Below are 18077 nucleotides of genomic sequence, written 5' to 3'. Positions count from 1 at the left end.
GACGGCGCACGCCGGTCAGCGTGTGTGACCGGCGAAGCGGTGTGGTTCAGCCCTGGACGAGCTGGTCGTACACGGCGAGATAGCCGCTGACCATCCGGTCCGCGCTGAAGCGCTGCAGAGCCCGCGCCCGGCACTCGGCCCGATCGAGGCCGGCGACCCGGGTGACCGCGTCGACGGCCTGCCCGACGGTGGAGACGAGGAAGCCCGTCACTCCCTCGTCGACGACCTCCGGCATGGATCCCCGCCGGTAGGCGACGACCGGCGTGCCGCAGACCATCGATTCCACAACCGACAGCCCGAACGGCTCGGCGAAGGCGATCGGGTGCAGCAGTGCGGTGCTACCACCCAGCACCTCGGCGCGCCGTCGCGGGCCCACCGACCCGAGGAAGACCACCCGTTCGCCGTCGATGTGCGGGGCCACCTTTTCGGCGAAGTACCGCTCGTCCTGCACGATCCCGCAGATGGTCAGGGGCCGGCCGGCCCGGCGGGCGATCTCGATCGCGGTGTGCGTACCCTTGTCCGGGTGGATCCGGCCGAAGGCGGCCAGCCCGAGGCCGGCCTCGCTGCTGAATGGCAGCCCGCCGGCATCGACGCCGTGGTACACCGTGGCGACATAGTCGAGCTGCGGCGCCCGGTCGGCGTCGGAGATCGACACGTACGACGAGCGGGCCCGGCCGTATGCGGGCAGGATCCCCGGGCCGGAGAAGCCGTGCACAGTGGTCACCAGTGGAGCCCGGCAGTGCTCCGCGAACGCCAGCGGCAACCAGTCCAGGTGACTGTGTACCACGTCGAACTGCGCCGAACGGGCCAGCGCGTACGAGACGTGCATCGCCTCCCACACGCGACCGTCCAGGTCCGGGTCGTCCGCGTACCCCCGTGGGCAGACTCCGTCGAGCTGGGCCGAGGTGACGGAGTCCAGTGTCGCGAAGAGCGTCACATCGACGCCGCGGCTGGCCAGCCCCTCGGCAAGCAGGCCGGTCACCTGCTCCCACGGGCCGTAGTGGTGTGGGGGCGTACGCCAGGCGACCGGTCCGAGCAGGGCAACCCTCAAGGGGAGGATGCGTCGACGAGATCAGCTGGGTTGAGGTTCAGGGTGGCGAGCAACCCGGAGTGCTTGGCCGGGTCCACGCGCTCCGGCAGCTCGCGCTCGACCCAGTCGGCCCGGGCCTGCTGGCCCCGGTCGCGTAGTGCGGTGACGATCCGGTCCCTGGCGATCCTCATTCGGTACTCCTCTGGTTAGGCACTCAAACGACCATTCGCACGGACAGTGGTGTGGGCGCGCGCTCGCGTCCGGACCAACAACCGTTTCGACGGCGATGACGGGCGAATCCGACAACCGGGACGAGGTCGGTGATCGACCAACACGACCAGCACGTCGCGGCGATGGGAAGACGATCGGTAACGCCCCTGATGGGCTGGTGGCGACGGCGTCTGGCGGCCACCGGAATCCGGGCGACATGTCTACCGTACGCCCTCGCGGTGCGCGGCTGCATGCGCACCGGCAGCCGGGCCGGTCGGAACGTGCCGCATCAGCGGCCTGGATCTGGCACCGCAACCAGGCCGGGCCAGCGACTTTGCCCGAGTTGCAGCCGAATTCTCACTAGCATTGGGGGTCCAGAGCACGTAGGCGGGCGACCCTGCTGGAGCTCTTTTTCGACCTGGTGTTCGTCGCCGCGCTCGCCCTGACGTCGCGAACCCTGGCACAGCGTCTCGACTGGATCGGGGCCTTCGAGACCGTGGTGCTGTTGACCGCTATCTGGTGGGTCTGGGCAGCCACCGCACTGGCAACCGAACTCCAGTACCCCGGCCGATCCTCGGTCTTCGTCGTGACGCTCTGGGTCATGTTCGGGACAATCCTGATGGCGGGGGCGCTACCCGGAGCCTTCGCCGAGCACGGGCTGGTCTTCGCGGGCGCCTACGTGGCGATCCAGTTGGGACGCGGCACCTTCCTCGTCGCCGCGCTGGGCGGTCGGATGGGGCAGCAGTGCTCCGGTCGGTTCATGTTCTGGTTCGCGGTGTCCGCCGTACCGTGGCTCGCCGGCGCCTTCGTCAGCGGCACGCCGCGGGGCCTGCTGTGGACCGCCGCGCTCGCAGTCGACTACGCGGCTGCCTGGCTTCGTTACCCCACCCCGAGGGTCGGCCGTCTACCCACATCCCGCTACGCGGTTGCGGCCGATCATCTGGCGGAGCGCTACCAGCAGATCTTCACGCTCGCTCTCGGCGATCTCATCCTCGTCATCACCCTGACCTACGCCACCCACGACCTCACCATCGAGCGGACGGCGGCCCTCCTGGTCGGGTTCACCGCCACCGTGCTGCTGTGGCAGACCTACGTCCACCGCGCCGGGGCCCTGCTGAAAGCCGCCATCGAGGCGTCCCGGGACCCAGGTGGATTTGTGCGGTCAGTGCCCAACACCCATCTACTCATGGTGGCCGGCGTCGTGGCGGCTTCCGCCAGCTTCGAAGTCGTCATCACCGACCCCACCGAGGTGACGTCGCCATGGTTGGCCGGCGCCCTCCTCGGTGGGTTCGCGCTGTTTCTCCTTGGACGCGCTCGGTTCGAGTACGAGGTGTTCAGCCGCGTCTCGCCGTCTCGCCTGGTCGGGCTGCTCGTGCTGGCGGTCGTGGGACCCGTCCTGGTGCTCACGCCCGCGCTGCTGGCCGGCCTCACCGCGACTCTGGTGCTCGCCGCGGTTGCCGTCGCCGACAGCATCCGTGCCCACGGAAACCCGCCCGAGCCAACAATGCCCTCGACGTAGTCGATGATCAGGGCTCCAGCACCACCTTGCCGGCCCGGCTGCGGTTCTCGGCGAACACCAGCGCGGCGGAGACCTCGTTGAGGGGATAGCGGGCAGCGATCTGCGGCACGATCACTCCCTGCCGCAGCAGGTCCAGCACGGTGCCGAGGTCGGTACGCAGGCGACGGCGGAACGCGGCGCGTCGGGTGAGCCGACCGGCCCAGAAGTTGTAGAAACCGGCCCGATGGCCGTTCGGCAGCGCGTTCCAGGTGTAGAGGCGGCTGAGCAGCTTCACGAAGACCCACCCGACCGACTGGCCCGTGCCCACGGCAGCGGCGTTGCCGTAGACGACCAGCGTGCCGCCGGGTGCGAGCAGACCGTACGAGGTGCGTACGCCCGGGCCGGCGACCGGGTCGAAGACGGCATCGACGCCACCCGGCGACAGCTCGCGGACGCGCGCGGCCATCTCCGGGTCGCGATAGTCGAGCGGTTCGACGCCGAGTTCGCGCAGCCCGGCGTGGTGCCGTGCGGCTGCGGTGCCGATGACGCGCAGGCCGAAGTGTCGGCCGAGTTGGACCAGCACGGTCCCGACGCCGCCGTTCGCGCCGTGCACGAGGATGGTCTGCCCGGCCTTCAGGTCGGCGCCCCGCAGCATCTGCCAGGCGGTCACCCCGTTGACGACGACGGTCTCGGCCGCGGCGGGGTCCAGATCCACGGGTACGGGGGTCAGGGCGTCGATGTCGACGAGCGCGTGCGTGGCCCAGGCACCGGTCTTGGTGACGGCCGCGACCCGGGTGCCGACCAGCGCGTCGTCGCCACCGGGACCGACCGCGCGGACCGTGCCGACGAGGTCGTAGCCGGGCACGAACGGGAACTTCGGCTGGCCGGGGTAGAGGGCGCGGCGCATCTGCTGCTCGGCGAACGAGATTCCGGTGGCCTCGACCTGGACGAGCGCCTGCCCCGCGGCGGGGACGGGCATCGCGCGTCGGTGCAGCTTGAGTCCGTCGGGTTCCACCACGCCGGGCAGCACCACTTCGGTGATCATCGACTCCGTGCTCATGGGAATACTCCTTTGTTTGTAAGTGTGCACTCACACACTTGAGGGGCTCAAAGAATGGGCCGCCGAAGCGGCCCGACATCGGGGTCGGTCAGGGGTGGCGGATGCCGGCGGTCAGGGCGCGAGCCCATGGCTCCGGGACCTGCTCCAGGCCGGCGGTCACGATCAGGTGGCACAACTGGCCGTACGCGAAGAACTGCTGTACCTGCGCGTCGCTGGCCCCGGCCCGACCCTGCACGAAGGTCGCAACCCGCCGATAGCCGGCCCGCACCGCCTCGGCGATCTCCGGGATGTCCGTGACGGCCTGCGCCTGCACCTGAAAGAGCAGAAGATCGCGATCGGCGATCAACTCCGCGTAGGCACCGCCCATGGCGTCGAGGATCTCCTCCGGGCTGCCGCCGTGGGCACGCTCCGCGCCCGCCTCGATCGCGGCGGCGATCCGGTCGAAGCACGCGCCCGCCGCCGCCACGAACAACCCGAGCTTTCCGGAGAAGAGCCGGAAGACGTACGCCTCGGAGATGCCGGCGGCGGCGGCCACGGCGGTGACCGGGGTGGCATGGAAGCCGGCGCGCGCGAACACCGACACTGCGGCGTTCAGGACGGTGACCCGACGGGCCTCGGCGGTGGATCGCATGTTTGTAAGTGTGCACTCACAAACATGCTTCGTCAAGCCGAGCGGGCGTCAGGGCGCAATACGCAGCGCCCTGATCACGGTGTCGTCGTAGTCGCTGAAGCGGTACCGGAGGCCGGCGAACGGGCTGCCCGGAAAGTCGCCGGTGATCGTCGCGGTCACGACGGTGCCGGCGGGAGTGTCCTCGATGTCGGTGATCTCGTACGACACCAGTGGCACGGCGCGCCGCCACTGGCGGATGGCCTCGATGCCCCGGTACTCGGTCGACTCGTCCTCCACCACGGCATCCTCGGCGAAGAGAGCGAAGTAGTCCTCGGCGTCGGGCTGGCCGGCAAGCTCGAAGTAGCGGCGAATGATGGCCGGTGCGGCCTCGGTGGCGGTCATGGTTCGCGTCCCTCCCGGACGTGGCTCAGCACCCCGTCGTATAGTTACTTCTGAAATAGCACCTACTAACTTCGACACTAGCACCCACTCGGGAGAGGGCACGGTTGTGGCCGGGAAGATCCGCTTGGAGGACCGCGAATGCCCGCTGTCCAGCGCGCTGGGCCACGTGGGCGAGTGGTGGACGCTGTTGATCCTGCATGACGCCTTCGACGGCTACACCCGGTTCGAGCAGTTCCAGGCCAACCTGGGCGTCTCGTCCAGCATCCTGACCAGCCGGCTCAAGACCCTCACCGGTCAGGGGTTGCTCGAACGTCGCCGTTACCAGACCAGGCCGGACCGCTACGAGTACGTCCTCACCGACCTCGGTCGCAGCCTGCGGCCCGTCGTCGTCGCCCTCGCCGCCTGGGGAAACTCACACCTCGATCCGAGCGAACGCAGCATGATCCTGGTCGACCGGACCACCGGGGTGGAGGCCGACCCGGTGATCGTGGACCGCCGCACCGGTCGCCCGCTCGACGACGCCGACTTCGTGTTCGCCGCCGGTCCGGCCGCCAGCGAGACCATGCGCAAGCGCTACGAACACATCCCCACCGAGGCGAGCCCGCAGCGGCCCTGACGGTTACTCCAGCGGGTAGAGGCGGGCCGGATCGCCGGGCCGGAGACTGTCCGGGACATCGGCTGGATTGCTGGCCGCGATCGAGCCGAGCAGCGCCAACGAGCGGGCGGACTCCGTACCAGGCTCGGCGTGGTAGATCACCAGGAGCTGCCCGTCAGCGCCTGCCACCGCCAGCTTGTCGCAGTACAGGTCCAGGTCACCCACCTCGGGATGGCGCAGCCGGCTGACCACGCCCTCCCGTCGCCGTACCTCGTGGCGCGCCCACAGCTGGCGGAAGCAGTCGCTCTTGAGTGACAACTCGCCCACCAGCGCCGTCAACCGTGCGTCGTCGGTGGCCCCGCCCGAATCGGCACGCATCTGCCCCACCACGCTCTGCATCGCCTGCCGCCAGTCGCGGAACAGCTCCCGCTCGGCCGGATCCAGGAACACCGCGCGGAGTCGGTTGGCGCCGGGGGCGAGATTCGGCGACAGCGCTCTCGCCATCGGGTTCGAGGCCAGGATGTCGAGGTAGCGGTTCTGGACGAAGGCCGGCATGGCGAGCTGCCGGAGCAGGTGCAGGATGCTGGCCGGCACCCGCTCGGCGGCCGGTCGGGCCGCCCGACGCGACCGGGCACGGCTCAGCCCGATCATGTACGCGGTCGCCTCCGGGTCCAACCGCAGCACCCCGGCGAGCGCGTCGAGGACCTGCACCGAGGGGTGCCGCTCGCGGCCCTGCTCCAATCGGAGGTAGTAGTCGGCGCTGATGCCGGCCAGCATCGCCACCTCCTCGCGCCGCAGCCCCGGCACCCGGCGCAGGCCCACGCCCGGGCCAAGCCCGACATCCTCGGGCCGGGTCTGCTCCCGGCGGGCACGCAGGAAGTCGCCGAGCGGGTTCGTCGCGTCCATGCCACCGACGGTAGATCGCCGGGCCGCCCGGTGACTGGCTGTGTCACTACCAGGAACAGCTCGCCCTGCCGGCCGGGCGGATGCCGACGGACAGTCGTCGGAGGGCCGGTTCCTACGGCCGCAGCTCTTACGACGACAAGACAGAGGACGACATGAGCGAGAACCTTCCCGGCGGTGCCCTGACCCTGGCCGACGGCCTCACCCTGAGCCGGATGGGCTACGGGGCGATGCAGTTGGCCGGCCCCGGCGTCTTCGGCCCGCCCCGCGACCGCGAGCAGGCCCTGGCCGTACTCCGCGAAGCCGTCGACCTGGGCGTCCGGCACATCGACACCAGCGACTTCTACGGGCCCGTGGTGGTCAACGAGCTGATCCGCGAGGCGCTGCACCCGTACCCCGAGGACCTGCACCTGGTCACCAAGGTCGGCGCCCGACGCGGCGCCGACGGGTCCTGGATCATGTCGTTGGAGCCGAATGACCTCAAGGCCCAGGTCCGGGAAAACCTCGACCACCTCGGCCTGGACGTCCTCGACGTGGTCAACCTGCGGGTGGGCTCGGCGCACGGCCCCGAAGACGCACCCATCACCGAGCAGTTCGGTGCCCTGGCGGAACTGCGCGAGCAGGGCCTCATCCGGCACCTCGGGCTCAGCACCGTCACCTCCGCCCAGCTCACCGAAGCCCAGGCCATTGCGCCGGTGGTCACGGTGCAGAACCTCTACAACCTCGCCAACCGGCAGGACGACGACCTGGTCGACAGGTGCGCGGCGGAGAACATCGCGTTCGCCTCGTACTTCCCGCTCGGCGGGTTCACCCCGTTGCAGTCCGACACGCTCGACGCCGTTGCCGCCCGGCTGGGTGCCGCGCCGCAGCAGGTCGCCCTCGCCTGGCTGCTCCAGCGGTCCCCCACCACCGTGCTGATCCCGGGCACCTCGACGCTGGCGCACCTGCGGGAGAACATCGCGGCGGCCGACCTGAAGCTGCCGGCCGACGCGATCGAGGAGTTGAACGCGATTGCTTCCTAGTGCTTGAGCGGTGCTTCCTAGTGTTAGTGCGGGCGGTGCTTCCTTGTGTTTGTGTTCATGCGGGCGGCGCTTCCTTAGTGTTTGTGCGGCCGGTTGCGGATGAGGGTGAGTGCCAGCACGGCGGTGACCAGGAAGACGACGCCGGTGACCCGCAACCCGGCGTGGACACCGGAGGTCAGCGCCTCCGCGATCGCCGCCCGGACCGGGTCGGGCAGCGGTTGGTCGCCGTTGGCACCGGCGGCCACCGCCGCCTGCACGGCGGTACGGGTGGGTTCGCCGACCTGGTGCGCGGCAAGCCGGCCCGGCAGGTCGGCCACCATCGTGGTGGTCAGGAGCGTGCCGAGCAGGGACGAGCCGAGCACCGAGCCGACCTGGCGGGCGGCGTTGACCGCCCCGGAGGCCATGCCCGCCTGGGCAGGGGCGACGCTGGCCAGCGCCGCCGCCGTCGCCGGGGCCACCACCAGGGCACTGGCCGCACCGAACAACGCGAACAGCGCCCAGCGGTGACCGAACGACGCGGTGGGACCCTGGGTCGCCAGAGCGAAGCTCGCCACCGCGCCGAGGACCAGGCCGAGGGTGAGCGGCGCCTTGAAGCCGGTACGCCGGATCGCCCGCCCGGCACCGAAGGCGACCACCACGTAGGTGCCGAAGAGCACCAGCATCCGCCAGCCGGTGTCCAGCGGGTTGAGCGCCTGGGCGCGTTCGTGGAAGAGGACCAGCAGGATCGCCACGCCGGTGAAGCCGAACAGCGACACCGCGGCGACGACCATGACGGCGCTGAACGACGCCGACCGGAACAGCCGTACGTCGAGCATCGGCGCACTGGCCCGCAGCTCGACCAGCACGAATCCGACAAGCGCCAGAACCGCGACGAGCCAGGCGGCCGACACCACCGGGCTGGTGTAGCCGGCCTTGCCACCCTGGATCATCGCGTAGACGGCGGCGGCGATGGCGACGGTGCCGAGCAGCAGACCGGGCACGTCGAGTCGCGCCGCACTCGGCCGGGACTCGGCCACCCCGATGACGGCGACGACGAGGGTGACCACGCCCAGCACGATCGTCGACAGGTAGACGCTGTGCCACTGGTAGTGCCGCAGCAGGGTTCCCGCGATGAGCGGGCCGACCGCGAGCCCGATGCCGGAGGCCGCCGACCACGCGGTGATGACCTCGGTGCGGCGGTGCGGGTCGGTAAAGGTCGCGCCGAGGATCGCCAGGCTGTTCGGCAGGATCAGGGCGCCACCGAGACCGGCGACCAACTGCCCGACGATCACCCAGGCGACGGTCGGGGCGCTGGCGACGACGGCGGCACCAAGAATCATCGCGATGATCCCGGCAGCGAACGTGCGCTTACGTCCGTAGCGGTTGCCCAGCGTCGCGGCGGACAGCACGACGCTCGCCACCATCAGGGTGTAGGCGCTGGGGATCCAGACCAGGGTGGTCGGGTCTACCCGCAGGTCCCGCTGGATGGTGGTCAGCGCGGAGACCGTCGCGGTGATCTGCAGAAACGTGATCATCGCGCCCAGGCACATCGCGATCAGGGTCACCGGGCGGGAGCCGCGAAAGGACGAACGGGCGGCGGCGGGCTCGGATGCGGGCGCTCCGGGTGGGGTCGGTGTCGTGGTGCTGGTGGTCACTGGGCATCCTCAGGGCTGATGGTCTGACTTGCGTTTACTGAAGCCAGCAGCGCCCCAGTGAATCACCTGGCTAGCCTCAACGCAAGCCAGGTAGGATGGGCGGCATGGAGGACCTACGAGAAGACCGGGATTCCTGGTCGAGCGAGAACTGCTCGGTGGCCCGGGCGATGGACATCGTGGGCAGCAGGTCGACGGTCCTGGTCATGCGCGAGGCCCTGCTCGGCACGCGCCGTTTCGACGACTTCGTCCGCCGGGTCGGCGTCGGCGAGCCCGCCATGGCCGCCCGACTCAAGGAGATGGTCGCCGCCGGCCTACTCGAACGAATCCCCTACCGGGAGCCGGGGCAACGCACCCGCCACGAGTACCAGCTCACCCGCAAGGGCCGCGAACTCCTGCCCGTCATCACCGCGCTACGCAACTGGGGCGACACCTGGACCGCCACCGACACCGGCCCATCCGTCGTCGCCACCCACCACGACTGCGGCGAGCCGATCCGCGCAGTACTCCGGTGCGCCGCCGGCCATGACATAACGGACGGCGACATCGACATCACCGCCGGCCCGGGCCTCGTCAGACTCGACTGACAGCGGCGCAACCGAGCCCCGGCGCTGGCGCCACCCGCGTCCCCGCTGCGCCATTCGGCGCGACCTTCGCGGTGCCGTTCAGTCGCGCCGTGGCGCCGTGGCGTTCGTGACGCCGTGACGCCGTGACGCCGTGGCGTTTGTGGCGCCGTGCCGTTCAGTCGCGCCGTGGCGTTCGTGGCGCCGTGGCGTTCGTGGCGCCGTGGCGTTCGTGGCGCCGTCGCGCCGTGGCGTTCGTGGCGCCGTCGCGCCGTGGCGTTCGTGGCGCCGTGCCGTTCAGTCGCGCCGTCGCGCCGTCGGGCCGTGGCGCCGTGACGCCGTGGCGTTCGTGGCGCCGTGCCGTTCCGTCGCGCCGTGGCGCCGGAGCATCCGTGACGGTCGCCCACGCCGTGGCAGCCCTGACGCGCGTTCGTGGGTCCACGATGGTCGCGCCAACCCTTGGCGTTCGCCGTAACTCCCGCAACGATGCCGCTGGTTGCCCGTAGAGCAGTCCTGCCGACACAACGTCGACCGCTGCCGACCGAATCGATCATGATGCCTGGAATTGTCGTACGTCTGTTCTAATCTCGAGTCATGGTTGAGGAGTTGGCGCAGGCAGACGACGCGGTCGCTGTCTGCGTCGACGCCGCCGCCTGGGCACTGCCGGAGCATGAGCTGATCGCCGCGCTCGACGCCGCGCACCGCTTGGAACAGCGCCTCGCCGCTGTCACCCTCGCCCTGGTCCGCGAACTCGACGGTCGAGGCACCGCCCGCGCGCAGGGCGCCTCCAGCACCACGGCCTGGCTACGCGAACGACTGCGACTCGCCATCCCCGCCGCCCGCCGCCTCGTCGACCTCGCCACCGCCCTGGACACCGGCAATCCAGCGGTACGACAGGCGCTCGCCGACGGACACCTCAGCCTCGACCAAGCCCGGATCATCACCGACACCGTCACCACCGTGCAGGCCACCGCCGGGGCAGAGGTCGCCGACAAAGCCGTTGTTGTTCTCGTCGACTGGGCCGCCCAGTTCGACCCCACCCAACTACGCAAACTCGGCACCCGCATCCTCGACCACGTCGCCCCCGACATCGCCGATACCGCCGCCCAAGCCGCGCTGGAAGCCGAAGCCCGCCGCGCCGCCCGCGACCGCCACGTCACGGTTTCCGAGCTATCCGACGGCCGACTCCGCCTCACCGGCGTCCTCGACGCCGAAACCGCCGGCCTGCTCCGCGCCGCCATCGACCCACTGACCGCACCCGCCGGCTCCGACGATCAACGATCCCCCGGGCAACGCCGTCACGACGCCCTCACCGACATCTGCCGACTCGTTCTTCGCACGGGCGACCTGCCCGAGCACGGCGGCGATCCGGCCCAGATCATCATCACCACGAACTACGACGCGCTCGTCGGACAACTCACCGCCGGCACCCTCGACACCGGCCTGCACCTCACCCCAGCAACCGTGCGCCGACTTGCCTGCGACGCCGCGATCCTCCCCGCCGTCCTCAACGGCACCAGCCAACCACTCGACGTCGGCCGCCAACGCCGCCTCATCAGCGGTCCGCTGCGACGCGCCCTCATCCTGCGGGACCGCGGCTGCGCGTTCCCCGGCTGCGACCGACCACCCCGCTGGTGCCACGCCCACCACATCCAACACTGGGCCGACGGCGGCGCCACCAGCCTGGCCAACGCCGTCCTGCTCTGCGGCCACCACCACCGACACCTGCACGACAGCGACTGGACCATCCAACTCGGCAACGACGGCCATCCCGAATTCACCCCACCCGCCTGGCTCGACCCCGAACAACTCCCCCGCCGAAACCACTACCACCGACGAACGTGAGCACGACCAGCCGACGCCGACCGCAGCATCGCGCCGGCGACCAGATCCGCGTAGCCCCGGGGGCCGACCGTCCCCACGACGCCGAGCCCTGAAGGTGCCGCGCGCTGCGCCCGCGCCGCGCTGTCGACGTGTGCGACCCGCTCGGCGTCTGGGTGCCGCTGGCCGAAGTGCCCGACGTCTGGGCCGGCGTGTGGTCAGGATTTCGACGACCCGGTGCAACTCCGCTTGTGAGGCGTAGCCGGCACTTTGCCTGCCGCCACGCCTAGCCACTCGTCACCGCCACCATCGCCGGCCACCGCCACCGCCACGGCCGCCGCAGTCGCCGCCACGGTCGCCGCCACCGCCACGGTCGCCGCCACCGCCACCGCAGTCGCCGCCACGGTCGCCGCCACCGCCACCGCAGTCGCCGCCACCGCCACCGCCACCGCCACCGCCACGGTCGCCGTCGTCGTCGTCGTCAACACTCCTGGCGAGCAGCGCCGATCCCGGACGGCACGACATGCCTCGGTCCACTTTGGGGGAAGCGCCAGTGTCACGAGCCAAGAGTCAGGGGCAGCGCGTGCGGTGGTAGTAGCGCGTGGGGGAGGCAGGCGCTACTAGCCAACTGTCAGGCGTCAATCGCGAGCCAGCGCTGGCACGTCGGGGGTGCCAAGTGGCCGGCGTGGCCTGGGTGCTGCTGGCCGAGTTGACCGCCGGTGTGATGGCCGGGTCTCCGCACGACCCCGAAGGACAGGCATCCGCCGGCCTGGACGTCGAAGACGACGAGGGCCGACTCGACCGACGGCGCGGGCGACCGACCAACACGGCACGGATCCGCCAGGCCGGTGTCCCGAAATGACGCGCAAAGTACCCGTTGTGTTACGAGCTTGTTTCCAAGATGACGGCCAGGTTACGGGTGCTTCTCGATGATCGATCGCGATCCTAGGTTTCGGCCACCGTCATCAGTCGTGGCGGCCGGCACCGAATGTGGAGGCAACGACGTGCCACAACCGAACGTACATCGGACCGGACGGGCCAGGCGCGGGGTCAGCATGCTGGCCGCCGTGGCGCTGACCGCGGCCGGGCTGACCAGCCTGCCGGGCAGCGCAACCGCCGCGCCGGCCGGCACTGGACCGACCGCCCGCTACCTGGTCCAGCTCGACGAGGAGCCGCTGGCCACCTACACCGGCGGTGTTCCCGGGATCGCCGCGACCAAGCCGGCCGACGGGGCGAAGCTGAACCGCACGTCGGGGAACGCCAACGCGTACCGCGATCACCTGCGCCAGAAGCGCAAGTCGGTGCTGGACCGGGTCGGCGTGCCGGCCGACCGTACCCGCGTCACCATGGAGACCGCGTTCAACGGCTTCGCCGCCGACCTGACCGGGCCGCAGGCCGCCCGGCTGCGCGCCACCAGCGGTGTGCGAGCGGTGTACGAGAGCCAGCAGGTGCACGCCGCCACCTCGCACACTCCTGACTACCTGGGCCTGACCGGCAAGGGCGGGGTGTGGAACAAGGAGTTCGGCGGAGACCCGCACGCGGGCGAGGGTGTGATCATCGGGGTCATCGACAGTGGCTACTGGCCGGAGAGCGCGAGCTTCGCGCCGCTGCCCAGCCCCCGCCCCGATCAGGCCATCATCGACGCCAAGTGGAAGGGCACCTGCGACGTGGGTGTCGAGGCGCCGGTCACCTGCAACAACAAGGTGATCGGGGCGCGCTGGTACAACGACAGCGGCATCGCCGAAACCTTCCCGGACGACTACTCGTCGCCGCGCGACCGCAACGGCCACGGCACCCACACGGCCAGCACCGCCGCCGGCATCCACGGCGTGCGGGCGACGTCGGGCACCGAGGACCTGGGCATGATCTCCGGCATGGCGCCGGCCGCGCGGTTGGCGATCTACAAGGCGTTGTACGACGACGGTGCGGGCGGGGCGACCGGTACCGACATCGACATCGTGCACGCCATCGACGACGCGGTCGCGGACGGCGTCGACGTGATCAACTACTCGATCGGTGACGACACCGAGCGGTTCGGGGCGGTCGACGCGACGTTCTTCAACGCGGCTGCCGCCGGGGTGTTCGTCGCCGCCGCCGCCGGCAACTCCGGTCCGTTCGCCAACACCGTCGACAACTCGACGCCGTGGCTGACCACGGTGGCCGCGAGCACCACCGACCGGCAGAACACCCGGAAGCTCACCCTCGGCAACGGCACCACCATCGCCGGTGTGGGCATGGGTGAGACCGGCGTCGGACCGGCAGCCCTGGTCTTCGCGAAGGACAGCGCGATCGACCCGGACGGCGCCTACGGTGCCGGCCTCTGCGCGGACGACACGTTGGATCCGGCCAAGGTCAAGGGCGCGATCGTGCTCTGTCTGCGCGGCGAGATCCCGCGTACCGACAAGAGCATCGAGGTGGCGCGGGCCGGCGGGATCGGCATGGTGCTGTACAACGAGGAGCTGAACTCCCTCAACGCCGACGTGCAGACCGTGCCGACCGTGCACATCAACGAGGTCGACCTGGCCACGGTCACCGCGTACGTCGCCCAGGGCAACGCCACGGCGAGCATCTCGCCGAGCAAGCTGGAGACGGTCGAGGCTCCGGCGGTGGCCGCCTTCTCCTCGGCGGGCCCGTCGAACCTGAACGCCGGTGAGCTGCTCAAGCCGGACATCAGCGCGCCCGGCCAGGACATCATCGCCGCGTTCTCGCCGTCCATCGGCGGCAACGACTTCGCCCTGGAGTCGGGCACCTCGATGGCGGCGCCGCACATCGCCGGCATCGCCGCCCTGCTGCTGGCCAAGCACCCCGACTGGTCGCCGGCCGCGGTCCGCTCGGCGCTGATGACCAGCGCGGTGGACAAGACCGACAAGGGCAACCCGATCAAGATCGGCACGTACGACGCGACCCCGCTCAACTACGGTGCCGGCCAGGTCGAGCCGGGCAGCGCCTTCGACCCGGGTCTGGTCTACGACTCCAACCAGCAGGACTGGACCCAGTACCTGTGCGGGGTGTCCGCCGACCGTGGCGGCGACTACGGGCTCGGCGACCTGGACGGCTGCGACACGATCGGCGCGATCGACACGGCGCAGCTCAACTACCCGTCGATCTCGCTGGGCCGGATGGTGGGCAAGCAGACCGTGACCCGTACGGTCACCAACGTCAGCGACAAGACCAGCACGTACTCCTCGTCGGTGCAGGCCCCGCCGGGCTACAAGGTCAAGGTGACCCCGGCGAAGATGCAGATCCGTCCGGGCAAGAGCGCCCGCTTCACCGTCGAGGTCACCAACACCGGTGGCGCGTTCGACACCTGGGCCGACGGCTCGCTGACCTGGCGCGACCAGTTCAAGCACGAGGTACGCAGCCCGCTGGTCGTGCACAACTCCGGGCTGGTCGCCCCGGACGCCATCACCGGCGAGGGCACCTTCGGCAGCGTCCGGATCGCCGCCGAGGTGGGCTACAAGGGCCAGCTGATCTCCCAGCTCTCCGGCCTGACCTCGGGCACCAGCAACGTGGTCACCCTGAAGGGCGACGGCCCGAGCTGGGACTGGAGCACGTCGAACAACCTGCCGGTGCCGCTGCCCGCGTCGATCAGCCGGACCACCCTGCACGTACCGGCGGGCACTCGCAGTCCGGAGATCCACGTGACGTCGGCACGGCCCACCTGCTCCCACATCGACTGGGAGGACGAGGAGGGCGTGATGGAGTGCACCGAGTTCAGCCTCAACGTCTACGACAAGTCCGGGAAGTTCGTCACGGCCACGGCCAGCACCCGGATCGGCGCGAAGGTCACCCTGCCGGACGGCGCCGGTGACTACATCGTCGTGGTCGAGCAGGAGTTCACCGAGAACATCAAGGACGGCGCGAACGCGTACACCGTGACCAGCTACCTGCCGGGGGCGCCGGGCACCTCGACCGGCCGGTTCACCATCGACCCGAAGCAGCGCAGCGTGCAGCCGGGCGCCACGGCGAACCTGACCCTGCGCTGGTCCGGCCTCGCCCCGGGCCAGCGCTACCTCGGGGTGTTGGAGTTCCGCAACGGAGACGGCTCGCTGAAGACCGTGCCGGTCACCGTCCAGTCCTGAGCGAACGGGCCGACGGGCCGGCGTGTGACCCAGGTCACCGCCGGTCCGTCGGCCGACCGTCGCGGCGAGCAGAGGTGATCTGCTCGCCCCACGGTGATCGACGGCGGCGAGGACACGACACGGGGCGGCGGGAGCCCGACTCTCGTCCGCCCCGAACGTCTGCGCGGGCCCGTCGAGTTCGTCGGACGAGCGGCGGAGCTGGCCCAGCTACGCCGGCTCGTCGCAGCCCCGCCGTGCCTGATCCTGCTGGAGGGCGAGCCCGGGATCGGCAAGAGCCGACTGGTCGCCGAACTGCTCGCCGACCTTCCGGGGCGGCACCTGGTCGGCGAGTGCGACGACGTACCGGAGCCGTTCCCCCTCGGCGTCCTGCTGGACGCGATCCGGGGCAGCGCCGACCGACTCGGTCCGCTCAGCCCCGTGGCGGGCGCCCTCGCGCCGCTGTTGCCCGAACTGGCTGACGCGCTGCCGGACGCGCCACCCCCGCTGACCGACCCGGCGGCCGAGCGACATCGCCTGCTCCGCGCCGTAACCGCGGTGCTGGCCGCGCTGAGCCCCGCCACGCTGCTGCTCGAGGATCTGCACTGGGCCGACCCGGCGACCTGCGAACTCCTCGGATACCTCAGCACCCACCCGGTCAAGGGGCTGGCCGTGGTGCTGACCGCTCGGACGCCGACGCCGGGGGGCAGTACGCCAATCCACGACGCCCTGGCGCGTACTCCCCCGTGGAGCGTCACCCGCGTCCCGCTCGGCCCGCTGGACGCCGACGACGTACGCCGGTTGGCCGCCCGCACCCTGCGCCTCGACGATCCTCCGCAGCAGCTGACCGACACCCTGCTCGACCGCACCGCCGGCATCCCGTTCGTGGTCGAGGAGGTGCTGCGGACGCTGGCCGAGCGGGGCGGCGACCCGATGGCGGACGACAGTGTCCCGTTCATCCTCCGGGACGTGCTGCTCTGGCGGCTGCGCCCGCTCGACGAGGCCACCCGGGAGGTGCTCGGCGCCGCAGCCGTGCTGGGCATGGCGCCGGATCAGCGCATCCTCGCCTCGGTACTCAGCCTGGACCGGATCACGATCGGCGCGGCGCTGACCGCCGCCCATCGGGCGGGCCTGCTGCACGACGCCGGGGACGGCCTGCGGTTCCGCCACGACCTGGCCCGCCAGGTGGTGTACGACCTGGTGCCCCGGGAGAGCCGGGAGTGGCTGCACCTGCGTGTCGCGCGGGTGCTGGAACAGGAGTTGCCGAAGCCGGTAGCCCAGCTGGCGCACCACTACCGTCGGGCCGGCAGCGGAGCCGACTTCGTCCGCAACGCCGAGGCGGCCGCCGATCTGGCCACCGAGCGCGGCGACGACGCGACCGCCGCCAGCTTCCTCCTGCAGACGATGGACGTCGCCGAGCTGCCCCGACCGGTACGGGTTCGGCTCGCCGCCAAGCTGGGCCGGTCGGCGATCGACGGACTCAGCCAGGCCGAGGCGATCCCGGTGCTGGAACGGCTGCTCGCCGACCGACGGTTGCCGCCCGGCGCCCGTGGCGAGCTGGGTCTGGTGCTCGGGCGGATGCTGCGCCAGCAGGGCGAGGCACTGCGCGGGTACGCCGAGATCGAGCGTGCCGTGCCGTACCTGCGCGCGCCGCGCCGCAAGGCCCCGGCACTCGCGGTGCTGGCGGCCCCTGACACCGTCGTCGGCCGGCACGTCGACGACCACCTGGCCCGCTGCGCGGAGGCGGAGGCCGCCGCAGCGGCCAGCGGGGATCCGGCCGCGCACCTCGCGGTCCGCATCGCCCGCGCGTCGCTACTGCTGGAACTGGGCGACCCGGCCGCCTGGGCGATCATCAGGGAGCTGCGCGCGTCCGCCGAGTTGGCCGACCGGCCCCGCGAGCATGCGCGGGCCTGCCTGAACTGGGCGCAGGGCGCGTTGCACGCCGGGCACCCGGAGCAGGCCGAAGCGCTCCTGGCGGCCGGCCGGGCACTGGTCGAGGAGACCGGGTACGAGCGGCTGACGGCCCTGGTGGAGGTGACCGAGCTGTCGTTGGACCGGGCCGCCGGCCGGCTGGACGGGCTCGCCGAGCGGCTCAGCCGGCTGGTCGCCAACGCCGAGCGGATGCCGGTCATCCTGCAGGACGCGCGGGCCGAACTGGCGACCGTGCTGGCCCGGACCGCCGTCCGCGCAGGCGGCGGCAACACCGAGGGTCGTGCCGACACCGCACCCGGCGGCAGCACCGAGGAGAGCGCCGGCAGCGACGAAGGGTGCGACGAGGTGAAGGTGGCCGAACGGGCGCTGCGGGAGGTGGTGGCCGATGCTCGGCGGGTCGGTGCGATCTGGCCGCTGGTGCAGGCGCTCTCGGCGCTGGCCCGGCTGACCCTGCCCCGGCGTCCCGACGAGGCCGCCGGGCACGCGGCGGACGCGCTGTCGCTGGTACGCGGAAAGGGCATTCTGGCGTGGGCCGCCGAAGCCGTGTTGGTCTTGGCCGAGGCGGCGGCCGCGGCGGGTGACCCGGCGGGGGCGGCGGAGGCGGTGGCCGAACTGGAGGCCGGGATCGCGGGCCGAGACGCACCGCTGGCCCTGGCCGCCCTGCGCCGCTGCCGGGAAATCGTCCCAGCCTGAGCCGTCCTGGGTGGTGCGGGTGGCGGGCCGCCAGCCGACGGCCCGCCAC

General features: G+C 71.2%; 16 protein-coding genes. 8 read left to right on the top strand and 8 right to left on the bottom strand.

Going from position 1 to position 18077, the window contains the following annotated elements:
• Positions 1-46: 46 nt before the first annotated feature.
• Together ACIBF8_RS00235 and ACIBF8_RS00230 are read right to left on the bottom strand one after the other, a co-directional pair.
• Positions 47-1051 carry a glycosyltransferase family 4 protein gene (locus ACIBF8_RS00235; RefSeq protein WP_396780142.1) on the bottom strand — a complete coding sequence of 335 codons (1005 nt, stop codon included), beginning with the start codon at positions 1049-1051 and terminating at the stop codon, positions 47-49.
• A complete protein-coding gene (locus ACIBF8_RS00230) occupies positions 1048-1221 on the bottom strand; it encodes a hypothetical protein (protein WP_238661919.1) in 174 nt (57 codons plus the stop codon). Before ACIBF8_RS00230 ends, ACIBF8_RS00235 begins: the two co-directional genes overlap by 4 nt.
• A 416-nt stretch (positions 1222-1637) precedes the next feature.
• Here ACIBF8_RS00230 and ACIBF8_RS00225 point away from each other — a divergent pair, with 416 nt between their 5' ends.
• Entirely contained in the window at positions 1638-2759 is a 1122-nt protein-coding gene (locus ACIBF8_RS00225) for a low temperature requirement protein A (protein ID WP_396780681.1), read from the top strand.
• Between the two features lie 7 nt (positions 2760-2766).
• Here the strand turns inward: ACIBF8_RS00225 and ACIBF8_RS00220 are convergent, their stop codons facing one another.
• The 3 genes from ACIBF8_RS00220 to ACIBF8_RS00210 all read right to left on the bottom strand — a co-directional run bounded on the left by ACIBF8_RS00220 (position 2767) and on the right by ACIBF8_RS00210 (position 4810).
• Positions 2767-3798 (bottom strand): medium chain dehydrogenase/reductase family protein, encoded by a 1032-nt coding sequence (locus ACIBF8_RS00220; RefSeq protein WP_396780141.1) that lies wholly within the window; start codon positions 3796-3798, stop codon positions 2767-2769.
• 88 nt (positions 3799-3886) lie between these two features.
• Entirely contained in the window at positions 3887-4429 is a 543-nt protein-coding gene (locus ACIBF8_RS00215; RefSeq protein ID WP_396780140.1) for a TetR/AcrR family transcriptional regulator, read from the bottom strand.
• Positions 4430-4477: 48 nt separating this feature from the next.
• A complete protein-coding gene (locus ACIBF8_RS00210; RefSeq protein WP_396780139.1) occupies positions 4478-4810 on the bottom strand; it encodes a nuclear transport factor 2 family protein in 333 nt (110 codons plus the stop codon).
• A gap of 124 nt (positions 4811-4934) precedes the next feature.
• On the opposite strand from ACIBF8_RS00210, the gene ACIBF8_RS00205 reads away from it, so the two are divergent.
• The gene (locus tag ACIBF8_RS00205) at positions 4935-5426 is read left to right on the top strand and encodes a winged helix-turn-helix transcriptional regulator (protein ID WP_396780138.1); all 492 of its coding nucleotides are present in this window, start codon (positions 4935-4937) and stop codon (positions 5424-5426) included.
• A 3-nt stretch (positions 5427-5429) separates the two neighbouring features.
• Here ACIBF8_RS00205 and ACIBF8_RS00200 read toward each other — a convergent pair whose 3' ends face one another.
• Positions 5430-6311: a helix-turn-helix domain-containing protein gene (locus ACIBF8_RS00200; RefSeq protein ID WP_396780137.1), complete on the bottom strand. Its 882-nt coding sequence runs from the start codon at positions 6309-6311 to the stop codon at positions 5430-5432.
• A 152-nt stretch (positions 6312-6463) separates the two neighbouring features.
• Between ACIBF8_RS00200 and ACIBF8_RS00195 the strand changes: the two genes are divergently transcribed.
• Positions 6464-7330, top strand: a complete 867-nt coding sequence (locus ACIBF8_RS00195; RefSeq protein WP_396780136.1) for an oxidoreductase — start codon at positions 6464-6466, stop codon at positions 7328-7330.
• A gap of 74 nt (positions 7331-7404) precedes the next feature.
• Here ACIBF8_RS00195 and ACIBF8_RS00190 read toward each other — a convergent pair whose 3' ends face one another.
• Positions 7405-8964: an MFS transporter gene (locus ACIBF8_RS00190; protein WP_396780135.1), complete on the bottom strand. Its 1560-nt coding sequence runs from the start codon at positions 8962-8964 to the stop codon at positions 7405-7407.
• 104 nt (positions 8965-9068) lie between these two features.
• Between ACIBF8_RS00190 and ACIBF8_RS00185 the strand changes: the two genes are divergently transcribed.
• Both ACIBF8_RS00185 and ACIBF8_RS00180 read left to right on the top strand, forming a co-directional pair.
• On the top strand, positions 9069-9548 hold the full coding sequence (locus tag ACIBF8_RS00185; RefSeq protein ID WP_396780134.1) for a winged helix-turn-helix transcriptional regulator: 480 nt from the start codon (positions 9069-9071) through the stop codon (positions 9546-9548).
• A 570-nt stretch (positions 9549-10118) separates the two neighbouring features.
• Positions 10119-11369 (top strand): DUF222 domain-containing protein, encoded by a 1251-nt coding sequence (locus ACIBF8_RS00180; RefSeq protein ID WP_396780133.1) that lies wholly within the window; start codon positions 10119-10121, stop codon positions 11367-11369.
• A 194-nt stretch (positions 11370-11563) separates the two neighbouring features.
• Here the strand turns inward: ACIBF8_RS00180 and ACIBF8_RS00175 are convergent, their stop codons facing one another.
• Positions 11564-11830, bottom strand: a complete 267-nt coding sequence (locus tag ACIBF8_RS00175) for a hypothetical protein (protein ID WP_396780710.1) — start codon at positions 11828-11830, stop codon at positions 11564-11566.
• A gap of 191 nt (positions 11831-12021) precedes the next feature.
• Between ACIBF8_RS00175 and ACIBF8_RS00170 the strand changes: the two genes are divergently transcribed.
• The 3 genes from ACIBF8_RS00170 to ACIBF8_RS00160 all read left to right on the top strand — a co-directional run bounded on the left by ACIBF8_RS00170 (position 12022) and on the right by ACIBF8_RS00160 (position 18028).
• Positions 12022-12207 carry a hypothetical protein gene (locus tag ACIBF8_RS00170; protein WP_396780132.1) on the top strand — a complete coding sequence of 62 codons (186 nt, stop codon included), beginning with the start codon at positions 12022-12024 and terminating at the stop codon, positions 12205-12207.
• Between the two features lie 205 nt (positions 12208-12412).
• Positions 12413-15427, top strand: coding sequence for a S8 family serine peptidase (locus ACIBF8_RS00165; protein WP_396780131.1), 3015 nt, complete (start codon positions 12413-12415; stop codon positions 15425-15427).
• A 93-nt stretch (positions 15428-15520) separates the two neighbouring features.
• The gene (locus ACIBF8_RS00160; RefSeq protein ID WP_396780130.1) at positions 15521-18028 is read left to right on the top strand and encodes an ATP-binding protein; all 2508 of its coding nucleotides are present in this window, start codon (positions 15521-15523) and stop codon (positions 18026-18028) included.
• Positions 18029-18077 lie beyond the last annotated feature (49 nt).

The organism is Micromonospora sp. NPDC050276 (assembly GCF_044459545.1).
In the GTDB taxonomy this organism is placed as follows: domain Bacteria; phylum Actinomycetota; class Actinomycetes; order Mycobacteriales; family Micromonosporaceae; genus Micromonospora.
The sequence above is the reverse complement of the archived record's forward strand: the minus strand, read 5'-3'. Positions and strand labels throughout refer to the sequence as shown.

Bases quoted from the DNA above. Each gene is read 5' to 3' on its own strand.
- ACIBF8_RS00180 (WP_396780133.1), top strand. From the start codon at position 10,119: ATGGTTGAGGAGTTGGCGCAGGCAGACGACGCGGTCGCTGTCTGCGTC.
- ACIBF8_RS00215 (WP_396780140.1), bottom strand. From the start codon at position 4,429: ATGCGATCCACCGCCGAGGCCCGTCGGGTCACCGTCCTGAACGCCGCA.
- ACIBF8_RS00195 (WP_396780136.1), top strand. From the start codon at position 6,464: ATGAGCGAGAACCTTCCCGGCGGTGCCCTGACCCTGGCCGACGGCCTC.
- ACIBF8_RS00220 (WP_396780141.1), bottom strand. From the start codon at position 3,798: ATGAGCACGGAGTCGATGATCACCGAAGTGGTGCTGCCCGGCGTGGTG.
- ACIBF8_RS00185 (WP_396780134.1), top strand. From the start codon at position 9,069: ATGGAGGACCTACGAGAAGACCGGGATTCCTGGTCGAGCGAGAACTGC.
- ACIBF8_RS00230 (WP_238661919.1), bottom strand. From the start codon at position 1,221: ATGAGGATCGCCAGGGACCGGATCGTCACCGCACTACGCGACCGGGGC.
- ACIBF8_RS00200 (WP_396780137.1), bottom strand. From the start codon at position 6,311: ATGGACGCGACGAACCCGCTCGGCGACTTCCTGCGTGCCCGCCGGGAG.
- ACIBF8_RS00210 (WP_396780139.1), bottom strand. From the start codon at position 4,810: ATGACCGCCACCGAGGCCGCACCGGCCATCATTCGCCGCTACTTCGAG.